The 18,173-nt window shown below is 58.9% G+C and carries 19 protein-coding genes and 2 tRNA genes; 5 read left to right on the top strand and 16 right to left on the bottom strand.

The window, feature by feature from the left end; genetic code table 11:
- The first annotated feature begins 124 nt into the window (after nt 1-124).
- Nucleotides 125-592 (top strand): CoA-binding protein, encoded by a 468-nt coding sequence (locus CLV87_RS15405; RefSeq protein ID WP_099246778.1) that lies wholly within the window; start codon nt 125-127, stop codon nt 590-592.
- A 164-nt stretch (nt 593-756) separates the two neighbouring features.
- Here the strand turns inward: CLV87_RS15405 and CLV87_RS15400 are convergent, their stop codons facing one another.
- From CLV87_RS15400 to hisA, 4 genes are all read right to left on the bottom strand, one after another.
- Nucleotides 757-1,065, bottom strand: coding sequence for a phosphoribosyl-ATP diphosphatase (locus CLV87_RS15400; protein ID WP_099246776.1), 309 nt, complete (start codon nt 1,063-1,065; stop codon nt 757-759).
- Entirely contained in the window at nt 1,065-1,823 is a 759-nt protein-coding gene (gene hisF / locus CLV87_RS15395) for an imidazole glycerol phosphate synthase subunit HisF (RefSeq protein ID WP_099246774.1), read from the bottom strand. The genes CLV87_RS15400 and hisF overlap by 1 nt, the downstream gene beginning before the upstream one ends.
- Nucleotides 1,824-1,856: 33 nt before the next feature.
- Nucleotides 1,857-2,354, bottom strand: a complete 498-nt coding sequence (locus CLV87_RS15390; protein WP_099246772.1) for a DUF2867 domain-containing protein — start codon at nt 2,352-2,354, stop codon at nt 1,857-1,859.
- Between the two features lie 98 nt (nt 2,355-2,452).
- Nucleotides 2,453-3,175 (bottom strand): 1-(5-phosphoribosyl)-5-[(5-phosphoribosylamino)methylideneamino]imidazole-4-carboxamide isomerase, encoded by a 723-nt coding sequence (hisA, locus tag CLV87_RS15385; RefSeq protein ID WP_099246770.1) that lies wholly within the window; start codon nt 3,173-3,175, stop codon nt 2,453-2,455.
- A gap of 138 nt (nt 3,176-3,313) precedes the next feature.
- On the opposite strand from hisA, the gene CLV87_RS15380 reads away from it, so the two are divergent.
- Nucleotides 3,314-3,697, top strand: coding sequence for a DUF2147 domain-containing protein (locus tag CLV87_RS15380; RefSeq protein ID WP_099246769.1), 384 nt, complete (start codon nt 3,314-3,316; stop codon nt 3,695-3,697).
- Nucleotides 3,698-3,750: 53 nt separating this feature from the next.
- On the opposite strand, the gene hisH is transcribed toward CLV87_RS15380, so the two are convergent.
- Complete coding sequence (gene hisH, locus CLV87_RS15375) at nt 3,751-4,386, bottom strand: imidazole glycerol phosphate synthase subunit HisH (RefSeq protein WP_099246767.1); 636 nt, start codon at nt 4,384-4,386, stop codon at nt 3,751-3,753.
- A 54-nt stretch (nt 4,387-4,440) separates the two neighbouring features.
- Complete coding sequence (locus tag CLV87_RS15370) at nt 4,441-5,079, bottom strand: TetR/AcrR family transcriptional regulator (RefSeq protein ID WP_099246765.1); 639 nt, start codon at nt 5,077-5,079, stop codon at nt 4,441-4,443.
- A 96-nt stretch (nt 5,080-5,175) separates the two neighbouring features.
- On the opposite strand from CLV87_RS15370, the gene CLV87_RS15365 reads away from it, so the two are divergent.
- Nucleotides 5,176-5,775, top strand: coding sequence for a DUF2306 domain-containing protein (locus CLV87_RS15365; RefSeq protein ID WP_099247842.1), 600 nt, complete (start codon nt 5,176-5,178; stop codon nt 5,773-5,775).
- A gap of 48 nt (nt 5,776-5,823) precedes the next feature.
- Here the strand turns inward: CLV87_RS15365 and hisB are convergent, their stop codons facing one another.
- From hisB to CLV87_RS15315, 10 genes are all read right to left on the bottom strand, one after another.
- Nucleotides 5,824-6,411 carry an imidazoleglycerol-phosphate dehydratase HisB gene (gene hisB, locus CLV87_RS15360; RefSeq protein WP_099247840.1) on the bottom strand — a complete coding sequence of 196 codons (588 nt, stop codon included), beginning with the start codon at nt 6,409-6,411 and terminating at the stop codon, nt 5,824-5,826.
- A 166-nt stretch (nt 6,412-6,577) separates the two neighbouring features.
- Nucleotides 6,578-6,652: transfer RNA gene (locus tag CLV87_RS15355), tRNA-Gly, on the bottom strand.
- Nucleotides 6,653-6,710: 58 nt separating this feature from the next.
- A tRNA-Gly gene (locus tag CLV87_RS15350) sits at nt 6,711-6,785 on the bottom strand.
- 145 nt (nt 6,786-6,930) lie between these two features.
- On the bottom strand, nt 6,931-7,749 hold the full coding sequence (locus CLV87_RS15345; protein WP_099246763.1) for a helix-turn-helix transcriptional regulator: 819 nt from the start codon (nt 7,747-7,749) through the stop codon (nt 6,931-6,933).
- 97 nt (nt 7,750-7,846) lie between these two features.
- Nucleotides 7,847-8,236: a VOC family protein gene (locus CLV87_RS15340; protein WP_099246761.1), complete on the bottom strand. Its 390-nt coding sequence runs from the start codon at nt 8,234-8,236 to the stop codon at nt 7,847-7,849.
- An 8-nt stretch (nt 8,237-8,244) separates the two neighbouring features.
- Nucleotides 8,245-8,775, bottom strand: a complete 531-nt coding sequence (locus CLV87_RS15335; RefSeq protein WP_099246759.1) for a DUF2314 domain-containing protein — start codon at nt 8,773-8,775, stop codon at nt 8,245-8,247.
- A gap of 178 nt (nt 8,776-8,953) precedes the next feature.
- Nucleotides 8,954-9,577, bottom strand: coding sequence for a LysE family translocator (locus CLV87_RS15330; protein ID WP_166652763.1), 624 nt, complete (start codon nt 9,575-9,577; stop codon nt 8,954-8,956).
- Nucleotides 9,574-10,080, bottom strand: a complete 507-nt coding sequence (locus tag CLV87_RS15325; RefSeq protein ID WP_099246755.1) for a DUF2314 domain-containing protein — start codon at nt 10,078-10,080, stop codon at nt 9,574-9,576. Before CLV87_RS15325 ends, CLV87_RS15330 begins: the two co-directional genes overlap by 4 nt.
- 3 nt (nt 10,081-10,083) lie before the next feature.
- Complete coding sequence (locus CLV87_RS15320; RefSeq protein ID WP_099246753.1) at nt 10,084-13,530, bottom strand: pyruvate carboxylase; 3,447 nt, start codon at nt 13,528-13,530, stop codon at nt 10,084-10,086.
- A 319-nt stretch (nt 13,531-13,849) separates the two neighbouring features.
- Nucleotides 13,850-14,986: an alpha-hydroxy acid oxidase gene (locus CLV87_RS15315; RefSeq protein ID WP_099247838.1), complete on the bottom strand. Its 1,137-nt coding sequence runs from the start codon at nt 14,984-14,986 to the stop codon at nt 13,850-13,852.
- A 120-nt stretch (nt 14,987-15,106) separates the two neighbouring features.
- Between CLV87_RS15315 and CLV87_RS15310 the strand changes: the two genes are divergently transcribed.
- Both CLV87_RS15310 and CLV87_RS15305 read left to right on the top strand, forming a co-directional pair.
- Entirely contained in the window at nt 15,107-15,568 is a 462-nt protein-coding gene (locus tag CLV87_RS15310; RefSeq protein WP_133840801.1) for a hypothetical protein, read from the top strand.
- An 83-nt stretch (nt 15,569-15,651) separates the two neighbouring features.
- A complete protein-coding gene (locus CLV87_RS15305) occupies nt 15,652-18,126 on the top strand; it encodes an ATP-dependent helicase (protein WP_099246749.1) in 2,475 nt (824 codons plus the stop codon).
- Nucleotides 18,127-18,173 lie beyond the last annotated feature (47 nt).

Here is an 18,173-nt window from a genome sequence, read left to right as displayed (position 1 = left end):
ATCTCTACTGCAGGACGCAGGGCCGGAACCCCTGCGAACCTTTCACTGTCCCTCGTTCCGTAACTGGCGCCCGGCCGTGACCCGGGCGCCTTTTCTTTTGGGAATTTGCGGATAGGGTGGGCGCATGAGCTATACTGATACTTTTCTCAAAGATGTGCTGGGTCGGACCAAGGTGATCGCCGTTATCGGCGTGTCAATGAACCCGGTGCGTCCAAGCTATTATGTGGCGCGGTATCTAGGGCTGAAAGGGTTCACAGTCATCCCGGTAAATCCGCGACATGCGGGTGAACGCCTGTTCGGACAAGAGGTGCGGGGCAGCTTGGCAGACTGTCCGAGCACTGTGGATATGGTGGATATTTTCCGCCGCAGCGAATATGTGCCACCAATTGTTGAGGAAGCCTTGGAGGTCTTTCCCAAACTCAAAACGATCTGGATGCAAATCGGCGTCGAACACGCGGAGGCCGCGAAACTGGCCGAGGCGCGTGGCGTGGATGTGGTGATGAACCGCTGCCCCAAGATCGAGTATCAGCGCCTGTATGGCGAGCTGCGCATGGGCGGCTTTGCAACCGGTGTGATCTCGTCAAAACTCTAAAGGATGGGGGCGCCGCTCTTTGCAAAGCAAAGTCGCCCCGCCCACCATCCCGTGACGCACGCTTGTGTTTCTCTGGGCCCAAAATTTCCCGGGGTGAATTGGTCGTTTGCGACCAAGAGGGGCAGCGCCCCTCACCCCGCACGCGCAAGGGGCGTTTACGCCCCTTAACGACTGGCTTTTTCGGCAATACCTGACAGGCCCTGACGGCGCGCCAACTCGGTCAGCACATCATCCAGAGCAACATCGCGCGCGGCCAGCATGACCAACATATGATAAAGCACATCTGCCGCTTCATAGGTGAGGTTCTCGCGGTCATTCTTGGCCGCGGCGATGATGGCCTCAATCGCCTCTTCGCCAAATTTCTCGGCGCATTTCTCCGGCCCTTTGGCCAGCAGTTTCGCTGTCCAGCTGCTTTCGGGATCAGCAGATTTGCGGGCGGTGATTGTGGTTTCGAGTTCGTGCAGGACAGACATCAGAGCCTCACCGGAATGCCGGCATCGGCCATATGCTGTTTGGCCTCACCGATTGTATAAGTGCCAAAATGAAAGATCGACGCCGCCAATACGGCGCTGGCCCCACCCTTGGTGACGCCTTCGACCAGGTGATCCAGCGTGCCGACGCCGCCCGAGGCGATGACAGGCACGTCAACCGCGTCCGAGATCGCTTTGGTCAGGGGTAGGTTGAACCCGGCCTTGGTGCCATCGCGATCCATGGAGGTCAGTAGGATCTCTCCGCAGCCCTTGGCGGCTACGGTTTTGGCGAACTCCACCGCGTCAATCCCGGTGGATTTGCGCCCGCCATGGGTAAAGATCTCCCAGCGTCCCGGCTCAACCGTTTTCGCGTCAATCGCCACAACGATGCATTGGCTGCCAAAGCGATCTGCAGCATCGGCCACCACATCCGGGTTGGCCACGGCGGCAGAGTTAAAGCTTACCTTATCCGCGCCGGCCAAGAGCAGCGCGCGCACATCCTCAGAGGTGCGCACACCACCGCCAACGGTCAGCGGGATAAAGCATTGTTCGGCTGTTCGCGTCACCACATCAAACATGGTGCCGCGATTTTCATGGGTGGCGTGAATGTCGAGAAAACAGATCTCATCTGCACCAGCGGCGTCATAGGCGCGGGCGGCGTCGACGGGATCTCCGGCATCGACAAGATCGACAAAATTCACACCTTTGACCACGCGCCCATCGGCCACGTCGAGACAAGGAATGATGCGGGTTTTGAGCATAGGCGCGCTCCTGCAAAGGGCTACAGGCTAGGGTTACTGCGCTTCTAAGCTGTCGCCGCCCGATTGACCAGTGTTGGAATGCCGTGCCACGCGGACAAGGGCATTGCGCGCGATCAGGATGTGAAAGGGCAGGATGGTCGCCAGATAGATGCGCCCACCAATGTTATGGGGGCTGACCCAGGTCGCGAGGTAAACATATCCATCCTGCTGGATGGTCGAGACGCAGAAATTCAGGTGTTTGTCATCGAAGCCGGCGATCAGCTCGTCAGGGGTTTCCGAGATGACCGGGAAGAAACCGACACTGTCCACGCCCTCTGGACCGGATTGTTTCAACCCAAACGGCGTGGTCACCAGCCCGCGCAGCTTGACAAGAAGTTGTGCCCAGATGGGAAAATTGGTGATGATCTCCGCCGCCGCGCGCGGGGCCATGGGCGAGGCGATGCGGTAGCAATCGAGGAAATCTCCCGCGCGGCGCATCTGGTGCAATGCGCTGAGGGCGGGCAGTGGGGCGGAGGAAGTTTGAAGCAACATAGGCTTTCCTTTGTCGAACGCGAACAACGCGCTATCAAGGGAAAGCTATGTCTTTTGGTCACGTTTGAAAGCGCGGCAAACGGTCCCGCCAAAGCCTGTCAGGCTTTCAACAGCTCCAACGCCTCTTTCAGGTCAATCGCCCCATCATAAAGCGCGCGGCCTGAGATCGCGCCGTTCAGCGGTGCTCCGCAGCTGTTGAGGGCTTTGAGATCCTCCAAAGAGGAAACCCCCCCCGAGGCAATCACCGGGATGCTGACCGCATTGGCCAGGGCTGCGGTGCTTTCGACATTGGGTCCTTGCATCGCGCCGTCTCGGTTGATGTCGGTATAGATGATCGCCGCCACACCTGCATCTTCAAAGCTTTTCGCCAGATCAGTGGTTTCGACATCGGTCACTTCGGCCCAGCCTTTGGTGGCGACTTTGCCGTCTTTGGCGTCGATCCCAACCGCGACCTTGCCCGGGAAGGCGCGGGCGGCTTCACGCACCAGATCGGGGTTTTCCACGGCCACGGTGCCCAGGATCACGCGCGCCAGACCTTTTGACAGCCACATCTCGATGGTGGCCATGTCGCGGATGCCGCCGCCCAGTTGCGCGGGGGTTTTGGTCTGGCTCAGGATCGCCTCGACCGCCGCCGCGTTCACGGGTTCACCGGCAAAGGCCCCGTTCAGGTCGACCAGGTGCAGCCATTCGCAGCCCGCTGCCACAAACTCCATCGCCTGCGCGGCGGGATCGTCATTGAACACGGTGGCCTTGTCCATATCTCCGCGCAAAAGGCGCACGGCCTTGCCGTCTTTGAGGTCGATTGCCGGGTAAAGGATCATGGCGCAAGCTCCGTTTATCAGTTGCCCATGCCCTTAGTCTGACGCCACGAAACATGCAAGCGGACCCAAGGGAAGGCTTGATCGAAAGGTGACCTGCACGTCAAGCTGAGGCAGATCTCATAGGGAGGAGAGCGAGACATGAAGAAACTGGCTTTGGCAGCGGCGCTGACCTTGATCGCGGGTACAGCGGCGGCAGACCCGGCTGAGGGTGTTTGGAAGACGCAACCAGATGATGGGGCCTATGCCCATGTGAAACTGTCCAAGTGCGGCAACAATATTTGCGGCACGATTGTGCGGACCTTTAACGGGTCAGGCGAATATGACTCGGATAACAAGGGCAAGCAGCTGGTGCGCAACATGAAACCGATGGGTGGCGGGGCCTATGAGGGTAAGGTTTGGCGCCCATCCAACAACAAGATCTATCTCGGTAAAATGCAGCTGAGCGGCAATAGTCTCAAGCTCAAGGGCTGCGTCGCAGGCGGGCTGCTGTGCTCCAGTCAAACCTGGAAGCGCGTTAAGTAACGCTTAATTTTGTGATGCGAATTAAGGCCGCTCCAAATGGGCGGCCTTATCCGTTAAGGTTTCCAGCGCAAAAAATTGGCAATCATGCGCAACCCGGCATCGGCGCTTTTCTCCGGGTGGAATTGCAACCCGATGCGGTTGTCACGTGCCACAATTGCGGTCACGTCCGCGCCGTAATCCACATGCGCGATACGCTGGCTCGGGTCGTCCATCTGCATTTGGTAGGAATGCACGAAATAGGCGTGATCGCCGGATTTGAGGCCGTCAAGCACCGGGTGCGCCTGTTCGATCACCAGATCGTTCCAGCCCATATGCGGCACCTTGAACGTGGGATCAGCGGGGGTGATGCGGTGGATTTCACCGTCAATCCAGCCCAGACCATCGGTTTCCTGATACTCATGGCCCTTGCGCGCCATCAGCTGCATCCCAACGCAAATCCCCAGGAAAGGGCGGCCTTTGCTCTCGACCGCTTCGACCATGGCGTCAAAACAACCCGAGGCGCGCAGGGCCGAGGCACAGGCCGGAAACGCCCCATCGCCGGGCAGCACCAGATGGTCAGCCTTGGCCACAACCTCGGGGTCGTCGGTGATCACGACATCGGTATTGCCCACCTCTTGCGCCATGCGCTGAAAGGCCTTTTCTGCCGAATGCAGGTTGCCGCTTTCATAATCGATGATCGCTGTCAGCATGGCTGCGCCTTTCCCATTTGTTCGGGTTTCGATTGCCGCGAAGCGGGGGCGGGGTCAAGCCCCTGTTTGACCCGGTTGGTGCACTGTGAGCTGATCCAAAAGCGCCATGACAGGGTCAAAGATCGGGCCGAGGGGCGCGTCAGGATTGCTGCCGCCGAAACGCCCCGCCAGCAAAAGCGTGCCATAGCCGTGGATCAGTGACCACACTTGCGTTTCGACAAGGATCGGGTCGGCATCGGGGGCGACAAACGGGGTGCAGGTGTCGCGTAAAACATCATATCCAAGCGCGGAATCCGGGACCACGGGAGAGGTCACCATGTCATATATCACTTTGATATTAAACATAAGTTCGAACAGCGCGGGAAAATCTGTGGCGAAATAAATATAGCCCCGACAAATGGCTTTGATCCGTTCATGAGGATCGGGGCCAACATTGCCGCGCGCATCCAGCATGTAATTGCGAAAGATGCGAAACCCTTCCTCGGCAATGGCGGCGCGTAGCCCGTCCACGCCGTCGAAATGATGCGCCGGCGCGGCATGGGACACCCCGGCGCGAGCGGCGCAACGGCGCAAGGTCAGCTTGTCCAGCCCATCCTCGATCAGAATCGCCACACCGGCCTCGATCAGGGCAGGGCGGAGGTTCCCGTGGTGGTGGGACGGTTTGGTGAGAGGGGCGCGGCTGAGATCAGACATTTGTGAAGACCGTATCAGTCCCCTTGACAGCGTCAAGTTGCTTTCTATTTTGACAGTGGAAAATTTACACTGTCAAATTCAATGGGAGCCAATGGCATGACCCTGATATCTAGACTACCAACTTACCTTTTATGGGGGCTGTCCCTGCTGGTTGCTTTGGTCTCATGGCGTTTTCTGGCGCTTGGGGTGGCTCAAGCAATGCCGCATATGTTGCATCAGTTGAATGGACCAAAAATGGCCTTCTACGCGCATATCTTCTTTGGCCCGGTTGCGCTGGCGGTGCTGCCCTTTCAATTGTCGGAACGGCTGCGTCAAAAGCGGCTGGGCCTGCATCGCTGGTTGGGGCGCGTTTATGCCGTGTCGATCCTGATTTCGGGGGTAGCGGGTCTGATTATTGCGCCGGGATCAAATACCGGGGCTGTTGCGGCGACCGGCTTCTTTACCCTGTCGATCATTTGGTTGCTGACAACGGGATTGGCGGTTTGGCATGCCATGAACCAACGCGTGGCCGATCATCGCCGTTGGATCATCCGCTCGGCCGCGTTGACCTTTGCAGCCGTCACCCTGCGGCTTCAACTGCCGATTGGTATGGGGCTATGGGGAGTCGAAATAGCTTACCCGGCGATTGCCTGGCTGTGCTGGGTGCCCAACCTTCTGGTGGCCGAATGGTATTTGCGGCGCAAAAACTGGGCCTGACACTAAGCTTGGTCAGGACAAAGAAAAAGGGGGCCGTGGCCCCCTTTGTTACAGCATCCCCTTGGTGGACGGGATCGCATCAGCCTTGCGCGGGTCCGGTTCAACCGCCTCGCGCAACGCCCGCGCCACGGATTTGAACGCGGCCTCGGCGATGTGGTGGCTGTTGATGCCGTGCAGTGCATCCACATGCAGGGTAATGCCGCCATGGGTGCTGAGCGCCTGAAAGAATTCGCGCACCAGTTCGGTGTCAAATGTGCCGATCTTTTGCGTCGGCAAATCCACATTCCACACCAGATAGGGGCGGCCCGACAGGTCAAGCGCGCTGCGCACCAAGGCGTCATCCATGGCCAAAAGGCAATCGCCATAGCGGCGGATTCCGCGTTTATCGCCAAGCGCTTGGACCATGGCCTGGCCAATGGCGATGCCTACATCTTCGACCGTGTGGTGATCATCAATATGCAGGTCGCCTTCGCAACGTACGGTCATGTCGATCAGAGAATGGCGCGACAATTGATCCAGCATATGATCAAAGAAGCCCACGCCGGTCTGGTTGTCATAGCTGCCGCTGCCATCGAGGTTCAGTTCGACGGAAATCGCAGTTTCGGCGGTTTTGCGGCTGATCGTGGCCGTGCGCATGGGCGGTTCCTTTTGCTGGTTGCGCGTCCTTATAGGGGCGCGCGCCATAATGGCAAAGGCCTGTCAGCGCGAAATTCCGGACCCGTGGCGCTTGGGCCAGACCAGAAACGGCAGCGGGCAATGCGATGGCCAGATGCGTTTTTCGTGACTTTGAAAGAGAGACTGATGGAGCGGGCGAGGCGATTCGAACGCCCGACCCTAACCTTGGCAAGGTTATGCTCTACCCCTGAGCTACGCCCGCATACCATCATGTAAATCCAGACCGGTTGGCCTGTCCAGACTGGGTGGTCTGGCCGTTTTGGAGCGGGCGAGGCGATTCGAACGCCCGACCCTAACCTTGGCAAGGTTATGCTCTACCCCTGAGCTACGCCCGCACTCCGTAAACGGTGGACGCGGTTTAGTCTGACCTGAGATAGGGTGCAAGAGGAAAATTGCGCCAAGTCATGAGTTTTTTTCGGCGCGGTCCTGACGCGCATGATGAGGCAATGCGCGTCAGGTGGAACAACAAGCGATCAAAGCTTATTCGGCGGCGATTTCCGCCATATTCAGAAGGGGATCGGGCGTCAGGCCGATGCGCATGGCCATGGCCGCCAGATGGGCACGATTGCGTGCACCGGTCTTGTGCTGAACGGCCGCAAGGCGTTGGCGCACGGCAGAAAAGGAGATTCCCAGCTGGTGGGCAATCTGTTTGTCCAGCAGGCCCTGACCGACCAGAGAGACCAGTTCGGTCTGCTTTTCGGTCAACTGGTTGCGAATGACAAATTCCTGTTTGTAGAGCGCGCGGTAGCGGGCATGGCTGGCCATAGCCGCAAGGTGCAGCCCGCAACCAAACCGCTCCAGTGAGGAACTGAAAGCGAGGGCCGGGGCACGGCTGCCCAGCAGCACAACGGCGCGTTCATTGGCGTCGCCTGAGACAAGAGGAATGGCCAGACAGACAGGCATGCCGATCTTGTCGAGAATGGTCTGGCGCAGGCGTTGTTCTGCCATGTCTCCATTTTGATCAGCACTGTGCAGCAGGCGCGGCTCGAGCGAGGCGCAACCGTTTTGCGGGCAGAGCATGTCGCGGATCACCGGCAGATCGGGCAGATGCTCGGCCATGCCTTCTGAGTCGCAACAATGAATATGCCAGCTACAAGTGCCATCTTGCGCATCGTCAAAAGAACTGCTGGCTTGGATATAGGCCGCCGCTGGAAATCCCAGCGCCGCACCAAGTGATTTGAAGGCTTTCCACACGTCCTCTGAGCTCTCGATCGAGCCCAGTTGCTGCAGAAAGCTGAAAAGCGGGGCCGGAAGGCTGGCCTCGGGGCCGCGAAATTGTATGAGCTTTGAATGTTCCATGACCTCACTATAAAAGCGCGGCTTTGGTACGATCAGTCAGGTATTCCTGTAAGGAACGACAGGTCGGGTCAGGTATACCTTACGTTCCGCTGCGTTTTTAGGCAGTTTTGAGCTGAAGCAGGTCCCAGCGATTGCCAAAATCGTCGGTAAAGACGGCGACCTTGCCATAAGATTCGCTGCGCGGTTCTTCGGCAAATGTAACGCCGGCCGCCTGCATGCGGGCAAAATCAGCGTCGAAACTATCGGTATGCAGAAACAGCCAGACCCGCCCGCCACCTTGCTGGCCGATAACATCGCGCTGCTCACCTTTGGCCTCGGCCAGGAGGAAAGCAGTTTGCGCGCCTTGCGGTGCGACCCTGACCCAGCGTTTGCCGCCGCCTATATCGGTGTCTTCGAGCAGGTCGAAGCCTAGCTTTTGGGTAAAATACGCGATCCCGGTGTCATAATCAGGCACCAGAAGCGCGACCAAGGCGAGATGCTGCGCCATGTCCGTTCCTATTTTTCCGGGTTGAACCGCCATTCTGGCGGCAAAGGGTTGTCGATCAACAGAGCGCGGTATTTCGCGGCACGCTCGGGGTTCATGTCTTTGATCAGAACCCGCGTGGTGTAATAGCCGTAAAACCGCCCATCCACCGCTTGCACCGCCCAATCGGCGATTTGCGCATGGAAGAAATCGACCGTATCCCCCATGCGTCTGCCGGGCATATAGGTGGGGTGGTTGGCCAGGCGGGCCTTAAAGGTCTGGCCGTCGCGGCGGATCTTGTCGACCCAGACCATTTCAACCCCAACCTCATGATCGACGGGCAAGGCGACCTTGAAGGCCAGCGAGGGGCTGAACCAGCCATTGCGCTTTTCCATCGCGCCGATGGCGTATTCCAGCGTTGCGCGGGCCTCAGACCAAGCGCGGGCGATTTGCCAATCCGAAGAGATGACTTTCTTGGGGGCCTCAGCCACGGCAGGGCTGCCACCGAGCATGGCGCAGACGAGCGCGAATTTGATCGGCGAAAGGAAAAGGCGGAGCGGCACTGAAAGAGCTTTCCAAGAAAAGGTGTGTTGGCTTCACGATATGGGCTGATGCGTTCTGGTGCAATGGGGGAAGGGGGCGCTGCCCCGTCTCAAGCAAGCTTGAGACTCCCCGGGATGCTTTTTGGCCCAAAGAAGCGCAGGGTTGTTTGCCTGGGAGCGATGTGATTGATCTTGGGGGCTAGCGTTGCAGGCTGGCCATAAGACCCGCCGCGCCCAGCATCATGCCACCGCTGATCTTGTTGATCCACGCGCCGAGGCCGGATTGGCTGAGCTTGCTGCCGCCTTGGTCGGCGACCCAGCCATAGGCGAGGATGATGGCGAAATCGATCAGGGCGCAGGTGAGGGCCAGCAGTGCGAATTGCGGCGCTAGCGGCAGATCGGGCGACAGGAATTGCGGGAACAACGCCCCGTAGAACAGGATGGCCTTGGGGCTGGTGCCTGCGACGATGAAGCCTTGGCGGTAATGCCAGTGCCAGGGGCGCGGGGCGGCCTGGGCCTGGGCACCAACTCCAAAGGCGGCTTTGGAGCGCAAAAGTTTGATCCCGAGCCAAAGCAGATAGAGCACGCCCGCAGCCTTGATCACGAAAAACGCATAGGCAGAGGTCTGCAGGATCAGGCCAAGCCCCGCGACGGCGGCGATCATCTGCAGAAAATTGGCGGAAATGTCGCCAAGACCCACCCAGATCACCCGCTGCCAGCCATAGCGCATCCCATGCACCACCGCGACCATGACCGAGGGGCCGGGGGTGATCATGACGATGAAAACGGTCAGGATGAAGACGAGGTAGAGGGTAAGTGTCATTGCCAGTCCCATGGGATCGGGGTTTCGGAAACCATCTCCCAGAGCCAATCTTGATCATTCTCTGGGCGACGTGCGATCAAGACCCGTGATCTATAAGCGCCATACCATTTGCCGCCTTTGCCAGAAAAAGTCCAATCGCAAATCCAGTAGATTGGGAAGGTGACCTTATCCTGAATTTTTGTGTCCAAAAGTTCGGGAGCATCGCCAAGGAAGCCTATGAATGTGTCGCCATCACGTGTGACGCGGTCGACGCCAAGCCATTCGCGTGTCAGGTCGTCTTTTGGCACCGGAAACGCGACCGTCAGTGAAAAACCGAATTCTGGCGGTTGCCCGTCTGGGCCAATCACATTGCGCAACGCCAAATCCAAGGTCTCACGCGCGCGGTCGGTCGCGGCGTTTAACTCTGCATCATCTGCAGTATGGCAAGTGTCGCGGTGCTGCGCATCGCTGAGAGAGCCGGCCCAGACAAGGCCGATACTCACAGCTATGCGCAGCACCGGCATGTGTTAACCCAGCTCGATCAGCAGGTCTTTGGCGTCGATTTGGCCGCCGGGCTGGACGTGGACGGCGCTGACAACGGCGTCGCGTTCCGCGTGCAGACCGGTCTCCATCTTCATCGCTTCGATGGTCAGCAGCAGGTCACCTTCGCAGACTTTCTGACCGGCCGTGACCGCGACCGAGGCGACAACGCCGGGCATTGGTGCGCCGATATGACCTTCATTGCCCGGGTCCGCCTTGGGCCGTGCAACGGTTTCTGCGGCCACCTTGCGGTTTGGTACGCGGATGGTACGGGGCTGGCCGTTGAGTTCGAAGAACACTTTGACCTCGCCCTTTTCATCCGTCTCACCAATGGCTTGCAGGCGGATTTCCAGGGTCTTGCCCGGATCAATTTCGGCCTCGATCTCTTCGCCGGGTTTCATCCCATAAAAGAAGGTGCTGGTGGGCAATACGCGGACCGGACCATAGGTGCGGTGGCGGCCCATGTAATCGAGGAAGACCTTGGGATACATGAGGTAACCGTTCAGATCCTCGTCATCGACCGCTTTGCCCTCAAGCTCCTTTTGCAGGGTCAGGCGGGTTTCTTCGATATCGACCGGGGCGGCGTGTAGGCCCGGACGGTCGCTAAAGGCTTTCTCATCCTTGAGGATCTTTTTCTGGATCTTCTTGGGCCAGCCGCCCGGAGGTTGACCCAGATTGCCCTTCATCATGTCGATGACCGAGTCAGGGAAGCTGACATCGGTTTTGGGATCTTCGACCTGATCGCGGTCAAGCCCTTGGGACACCATCATCAGCGCCATGTCACCAACCACCTTCGACGACGGGGTCACTTTGACGATATCGCCGAACATGTGGTTCACATCCGCATAGGTCTGGGCGACCTCGTGCCAGCGTTCCTCAAGCCCCATGGAGCGTGCCTGCGCCTTGAGGTTGGTGAACTGACCGCCGGGCATTTCGTGCAGATAGACCTCGGAGGCGGGGGCCTGCTGACCGGTTTCAAAGGCGGCGTATTGGCCACGTACGGCCTCAAAATAGTTTGAGACCTCGCGGATCGCCCCGATATCCAGGCCGGTGTCGCGTTCGGTATGGCGCAGGGCCTCAACAATCGAACCCAATGTCGGCTGCGATGTGTTGCCCGAGAAGCTGTCCATCGCCGCATCGACCACATCCACACCCGCATCGGCGGCGGCAAGGATGGTGGCAATGGAGGCACCAGAGGTGTCGTGGGTGTGGAAGTGGATCGGCAAGCCGACCTCTTCCTTGAGGGCTTTGACCAGCGGACGCGCAGCCGAAGCTTTGAGCAAGCCTGCCATATCCTTCAGACCCAGAACATGCGCACCAGCGGCCTTCAGCTCTTGGCCCATAGCGACATAGTATTTCAGGTCATATTTGGCGCGATCCGGGTCGAGGATGTCGCCGGTATAGCAGATCGTGCCTTCGAGCACGCGACCGGTATCCAGCACGGCGTCCATGGCGACGCGCATGTTTTCAACCCAGTTCAGGCTGTCAAAGACGCGGAAGACGTCAACGCCAGTTTCCGCCGCCTGTTTGACAAAGAACTGCACCACGTTGTCTGGGTAGTTGGTGTAGCCAACCCCATTGGCCCCGCGCAGCAGCATCTGGGTCATGACATTGGGCATGCGGGCGCGCAGGTCACGCAGGCGCTGCCAGGGGCATTCCTGCAAGAAGCGGTAAGCCACATCAAAGGTCGCACCGCCCCAGCATTCGACGCTAAACAGTTGCGGCAGGTTATGGGCATAGGCCGGGGCCGCGCCGATCATGTCGATCGACCGCATCCGGGTGGCCAGCAGAGACTGGTGACCGTCACGCATGGTGGTGTCGGTGATCAGCAGCTGCTTTTGATTGCTCAGCCAATCGGCAACGGCCTGCGGGCCTTTTTCCTCAAGCAAGGTCTTGGTGCCCGGCGCAGGTGCGTCGGCGCGCAGCTGCGGGCAACGGGCTGGTTTGAGGTCGGCGGCGGGCTTGGCGCGGCCTTCGACCTCGGGGTGACCATTCACAGTGATATCGGCGATATAGGTCAGGACCTTGGTGCCGCGGTCACGACGTTTGGCAAACTGGAACAGCTCGGGCGTCGTGTCGATGAATTTGGTGGTGTATTGGTTGTTGAGGAAGGTCGGGTGCTTGAGCAGGTTCTCAACAAAGGCGATGTTGGTCGAGACACCGCGCACACGGAATTCACGCAGCGCGCGGTCCATGCGTTTGATCGCCTTTTCGGGGGTCGGTGCCCAGGCGGTGACCTTGGTCAGCAGGCTGTCATAGTAACGTGTGATCACCCCGCCCGCATAGGCGGTGCCGCCGTCGAGACGGATGCCCATGCCAGTGGCCGAGCGATAGGCCGTGATGCGGCCGTAATCGGGGATGAAGTTGTTTTGCGGATCCTCGGTGGTCACACGGGTCTGCAAAGCATGGCCGTTCAGGCGGATGTCATACTGGCTGGATTTGCCGGTGGCCTCGGCCAGGGATTTGCCCTCGGCGATCAGGATTTGCGCCTGAACGATGTCGATACCGGTGACTTCTTCGGTAACGGTGTGTTCCACCTGAACACGCGGGTTCACCTCGATGAAGTAGAACTTGCCGGTGTTCATATCCATCAGGAATTCAACGGTCCCGGCGCATTCATAGTTCACATGCGCAGTGATCTTGCGACCCAATTCGCAGATTTCTTCGCGCTGGGCTTCGGAGAGATAGGGGGCCGGGGCGCGTTCAACCACTTTTTGGTTGCGGCGCTGGACCGAGCAGTCGCGCTCATAAAGGTGATAGATATTGCCCATCTTGTCGCCGAGGATCTGGACTTCGACATGGCGGGCGCGGGTGATCATCTTTTCCAGATAACCTTCGCCATTACCGAATGCGGCTTCGGCCTCGCGGCGGCCTTCCATGACCTTTTCGGGCAGCTCGTCGGCGTTTTCAATCGGGCGCATACCGCGACCGCCGCCACCCCAGGAGGCTTTGAGCATCAGAGGGAAGCCGATCTCTTCGGCTTCTTTCTTGATCGCATCCATGTCATCGCCCAGCACTTCGGTGGCCGGGATGACCGGAACGCCTGCCTCAATGGCCACCTTACGGGCGCTGGCCTTGTCGCCCAGGGCGCGCATGGTGGCGGCTTTGGGGCCGATAAAGGTGATGCCATTGGCCTCGCAGGCGTCAACAAAATCCGGGTTCTCAGAGAGCAGGCCGTAACCTGGGTGAATCGCGTCTGCGCCGCTTTCCTTGGCAACGCGGATGATTTCCTCGATGCTCAGGTAAGCTGCGACCGGCCCCATGCCTTCACCGATCTTATAGGCTTCGTCCGCCTTGAAACGGTGCAGGCCAAGCTTGTCCTCCTCGGCATAAACCGCAACCGTTTTCTTCCCCATCTCATTGGCCGCGCGCATCACACGGATCGCAATCTCGCCACGGTTGGCAATAAGGATCTTTTGGAAGGTGGTGGTCATAAGGATGGGTCCTCCAGACTTTAAAGGGTGGGCAGGGGTCGGAACTCGCATCCTTGTGACACGCCCCGCTTGCCGCGATGCGGCGATTTATCAGCATGGAGTTTCGAGATAGCAATCGGGAAGCGACAGTTTAGCGCTAAAAATGCGCATTTTTACGTCAGTATTGCTGTCCCAAATTAATAATTTGCAAAATTTGCTATGCGTTTGGGAAATATTTGCAATCGTTGCAAACTCATTGATCGCAAAGGATTCGTCTATTTTTTGTTGGATTCGCAATGAGTCGGTATTGGTAAGGTCCTGTGACCAATTATCATGTTTACTAAATCAGGCGCTCTGAAAGCTGCTCAAACCGCTCCACACCGATCTGCGCCATATTCAATTTCATATCCTCGCTCAGGATATGTGTCAGATGGGCCGGTCCGGCAGAGCCCAATGCGGCAACCGCATAATGCCAGGCCCGCCCAAGCATGACGAAATCCGCCCCCAGGGCGAGGGCGCGCAGGATGTCCATGCCTGAGGCGATGCCACTGTCAAAGAGCAGCGGGACATCCGGCCCAACCGCAGCGCGGATTTTCGGGAGCATGTGAATTGAGGCCGGACCGGGCTCAAATTGGCGTCCGGTATGGTTGGACACCCAAAGGGCATCAACCCCGGCCTTGACCAACCGTTGCGCGGCATCCGTACAAAGGACCCCTTTGACGATCAAATCACCGGGCCATTCTTCGCGCAGGGCCGACAGGGTGTCCCAATCCGGGGTGCCGCGAATGATATGTCCGGCATGGTGCAAGGACGACCGGGCCTGGGTGGTGTCTACATAGCTTTCGGGCAGGCGCAGACGTGGCGCGCCCGTTTGCAATGTGCCCAAAGACCAAAGCGGATGGGTCAGCACCTCCCAAATGACGCGCGGCGTGATTTTGGGCGGCAAAGTCAGCTTGGCACGGCGCTGGCGTTCGCGCCGGGAATCATCGGGGACATCGACTGTGAAAACCAGCTTGGTAAACCCGGCCTTGCGGGCGCGGCGCAGCATATCGCGGCGGATTTCGGGATCTGCGGGGCAATAGAGCTGAAACCAGCCCATGTCACCGGCCAATGGCCCGATCTCTTCAGGCAGCCGGGTTGCAACGGTTGACAGCCCATAGGGAATGCGCGCCTCTTGCGCATAACGCGCCAGAATGGCCTCCATCCCCGGCCACATCAGGCCGGACATACCGACCGGAGCAATGCCAAAGGGGCGGGTATAGGTCTGCCCCAAAAAGGAGGTCTCAAACACCGGCTGCTGCGGACCCTTTAATATGTCAGGCATGAACAGCACCGCATCCAACGCGTCGCGATTGCGCTGGGCCTGCAACTCGGCCCCGGTCGCGCTGTCGAGATACTCAAAGGCGAAATGCGGAATGCGACGGCGGGCGCGGCGGCGCAGATCGCTAATGGCCGGGTATGAAAGGTCAAGATCCATGACCGCATTTGCGCGCCATTCCCGGCAACTGTCCAGCCTTTCCGAAGCCTTACCCGAGTTCATCCAATTTTAAGTGATTTTGACGCAAAGTGAGTCGTGTCAGAAACGAGGGAGCAAACCATGCATTGTCTGATTGTCGATACTCAGATGGACCGTTTGAACAACACCATGATCGCCTTTCTGGAAGCAGGTTTGCAGGTCACGGGAACGGGCAGCGCGCGTGTGGCTCAGACCTGTCTGCGGCGCTCATTGGTGGATGTGTTCGTAATGGATGCCGGGCCGATGGCGCCAAATGACGGCTCGCCACGGGCGCGTCTGCTCGATCTCGCTGAGGCGCGTAATGAACAGTTGGTGACCCTGTTGCTCACTCAGGATGTGGCAGAAGATACCGAAAGCATGACAAAGGCTTATCAATCGGTGCACTGTGTTTTGGGCCATGATGTCGCCCCGCGTCTGGCGGCGAAACTGGCGCTGGCCTCATTGGCGGAACGCACAGTTGTGTCAGGCTTTGACGTTGAACCGGTGCTGCCACGTGTGATGCCCAGCCGCACCCCCGTATTCCAATCGGCGCGGGCCGCGTAACCCGGATAAGCGCCACAAATCACTTGGCGAACATAGTGCGAACACGGCTTCCCAAGGACGCAGGGTTTCTGTAAACTCGCGCCATGAGCAGTTTCGACGATATGGACGCCTTTGAGGGCGCTTCTCTTTCCGCGCGGGCCATGGCGGCGCGTCCGGCCCCCTATTTGGATGAACTCAACCCGGCGCAGCGCCAGGCGGTTGAGACGATGGATGGTCCGGTCTTGATGTTGGCCGGGGCAGGCACGGGCAAGACCAAGGCCCTGACCGCGCGGATCGTGCATCTGCTCAACACCGGGCGTGCCCGCCCGAATGAGATACTGGCGGTGACCTTCACCAACAAAGCGGCGCGCGAGATGAAGAACCGCGTCGGGCGCATGTTGGGCGAAACGGTCGAGGGGATGCCGTGGCTTGGCACCTTCCACTCGATCTGTGTGAAATTGCTGCGCCGCCATGCGGAGCTGATCTGCGCTGATGATGATGATGAGGATGGGGTGGTCGAAGGGGCCCCGTCGCTGCATCTCAAAAGCAATTTCACCATTCTGGACACGGACGACCAGCTGCGACTGCTCAAGCAGTTGATTCAGGCCGCCGGGATTGACGACAAACGTTGGCCCGCCCGTCAACTTGCCTCGGTCATTGACGCATGGAAAAACCGCGCGCTGACGCCGGACAAAGTCCCGAGTGCGGATGCCAATGCCTATAATAACAAGGGGGTTGAGCTATATGACCAGTATCAGCGCCGCTTGTTAGAGCTGAACGCGGTGGATTTTGGCGATCTGCTGTTGCACATGGTCACGATCTTTCAGCAACATCCTGATATTTTGCGCAAATATCAGAACTGGTTCCGCTACATCATGGTGGATGAATATCAGGATACCAACGTCGCCCAGTATCTCTGGCTGCGGCTTTTGGCGCAGGGGCACCGCAATATCTGTTGTGTGGGCGATGATGACCAGTCGATCTATGGCTGGCGCGGGGCTGAGGTGGGCAATATTCTGCGCTTTGAAAAGGATTTTGAGGGCGCGCATGTGGTGCGGTTGGAGCAGAATTACCGTTCGACGCCGCATATCCTGGCCGCCGCCTCGGGTGTGATCCGGGGCAATTCCAACCGTCTGGGCAAAGAGCTGTGGACCGAGGCCGAGCATGGCGAAAAGGTCCGACTGATCGGCCATTGGGATGGCGAGGAAGAGGCGCGCTGGATCGGTGAAGAAATCGAATCCATGCAACGGGGAACGCGTGGGGCGCGGGCCATGGGGCTGGATGAGATGGCGATCCTGGTGCGGGCCTCGCACCAGATGCGCGCCTTTGAAGACCGGTTCTTGACCATTGGCCTGCCCTATCGGGTTATTGGCGGCCCGCGCTTTTATGAGCGGATGGAGATCCGTGATGCGATGGCCTATTTCCGCATCGTCACCTCGCCCGATGATGACCTGGCGTTCGAGCGCATTGTGAACACGCCCAAGCGTGGTTTGGGCGACAAAGCGCGGCAAACCATTCAGATGATTGCCCGTCAGAACGGCGTGTCGCTGTTGGACGGCGCGACCTTGGCGGTGGAGCAGGGGGCGATCAAGGGGAAAGGCGCGAAAGCGCTGGGCGAATTGGTGGTCAACATTGCGCGCTGGGGGCGCATGACCCGCGCAACGGTGGCGGCGGATGGCGATGCGGTGGTTGAGGATCTGTTGACCCCTCAGCCGACCAAAACCGAAGTCAGCCATGTGGAGCTGGCCCAGATCATTCTGGACGAAAGCGGCTACACTGGCATGTGGCAGAATGATAAAACGCCCGAGGCTCCGGGTCGGTTGGAAAACCTCAAGGAACTGGTCAAGGCCTTGGAAAGCTTTGAAAACCTGCAAGGGTTTTTGGAGCATGTGGCGCTCGTCATGGATAATGACAGCGACGATGGTGGGGCCAAGGTCTCGATCATGACGTTGCACGCCGCCAAGGGATTGGAATTTCCCGCCGTCTTTCTGCCGGGCTGGGAAGATGGGCTGTTCCCGTCGCAGCGCAGCATGGATGAAAGCGGGGTCAAGGGGTTAGAGGAAGAACGCCGACTGGCCTATGTGGGCATCACACGGGCCGAAGAGGTTTGTACGATTTCCTTTGCGGGCAACCGGCGTGTCTTTGGGCAGTGGCAAAGCCAACTTCCCTCGCGTTTTGTCGATGAACTGCCCGAGGACCATGTGGAGGTGCTGACACCTCCGGGGCTTTATGGGGGCGGATACGGCGCGGCGGCCCCAAGTGCCAGCATGTCAGCCGGGGTTGAGGCGCGGGCGGCTGCGGCGGACGGCTATAATTCCCCCGGTTGGAAACGTTTGCAGGCGCGCGCCTCGGAACGCCCGGTCAGCCAGCCGCGCGAAAGCAAGGCCTCGGTCATTGATATGCAGGCGGTGGCGGCCTTTATGATTGGTGAGCGGGTGTTTCACCAGAAATTCGGCTATGGCGCAGTGATTGATGTCGAGGGCGACAAGGTCGAAATTCACTTTGAAAAGGCCGGGATCAAGAAAGTTGTGTCGCGCTTTATCAAGCCTGCGGCTGAGGCGGATGACGTGCCTTTTTGAGGGCTGCATTTGCTGTTGAGCGGGGAAGGGGGCCAGCCCCCTTGCAA

Source organism: Pelagimonas phthalicica (assembly GCF_004364805.1).
Lineage (GTDB): Bacteria > Pseudomonadota > Alphaproteobacteria > Rhodobacterales > Rhodobacteraceae > Pelagimonas > Pelagimonas phthalicica.
Note: the sequence above shows the minus strand (reverse complement) of the source record. Positions and strands in the feature narration are given on the sequence as shown.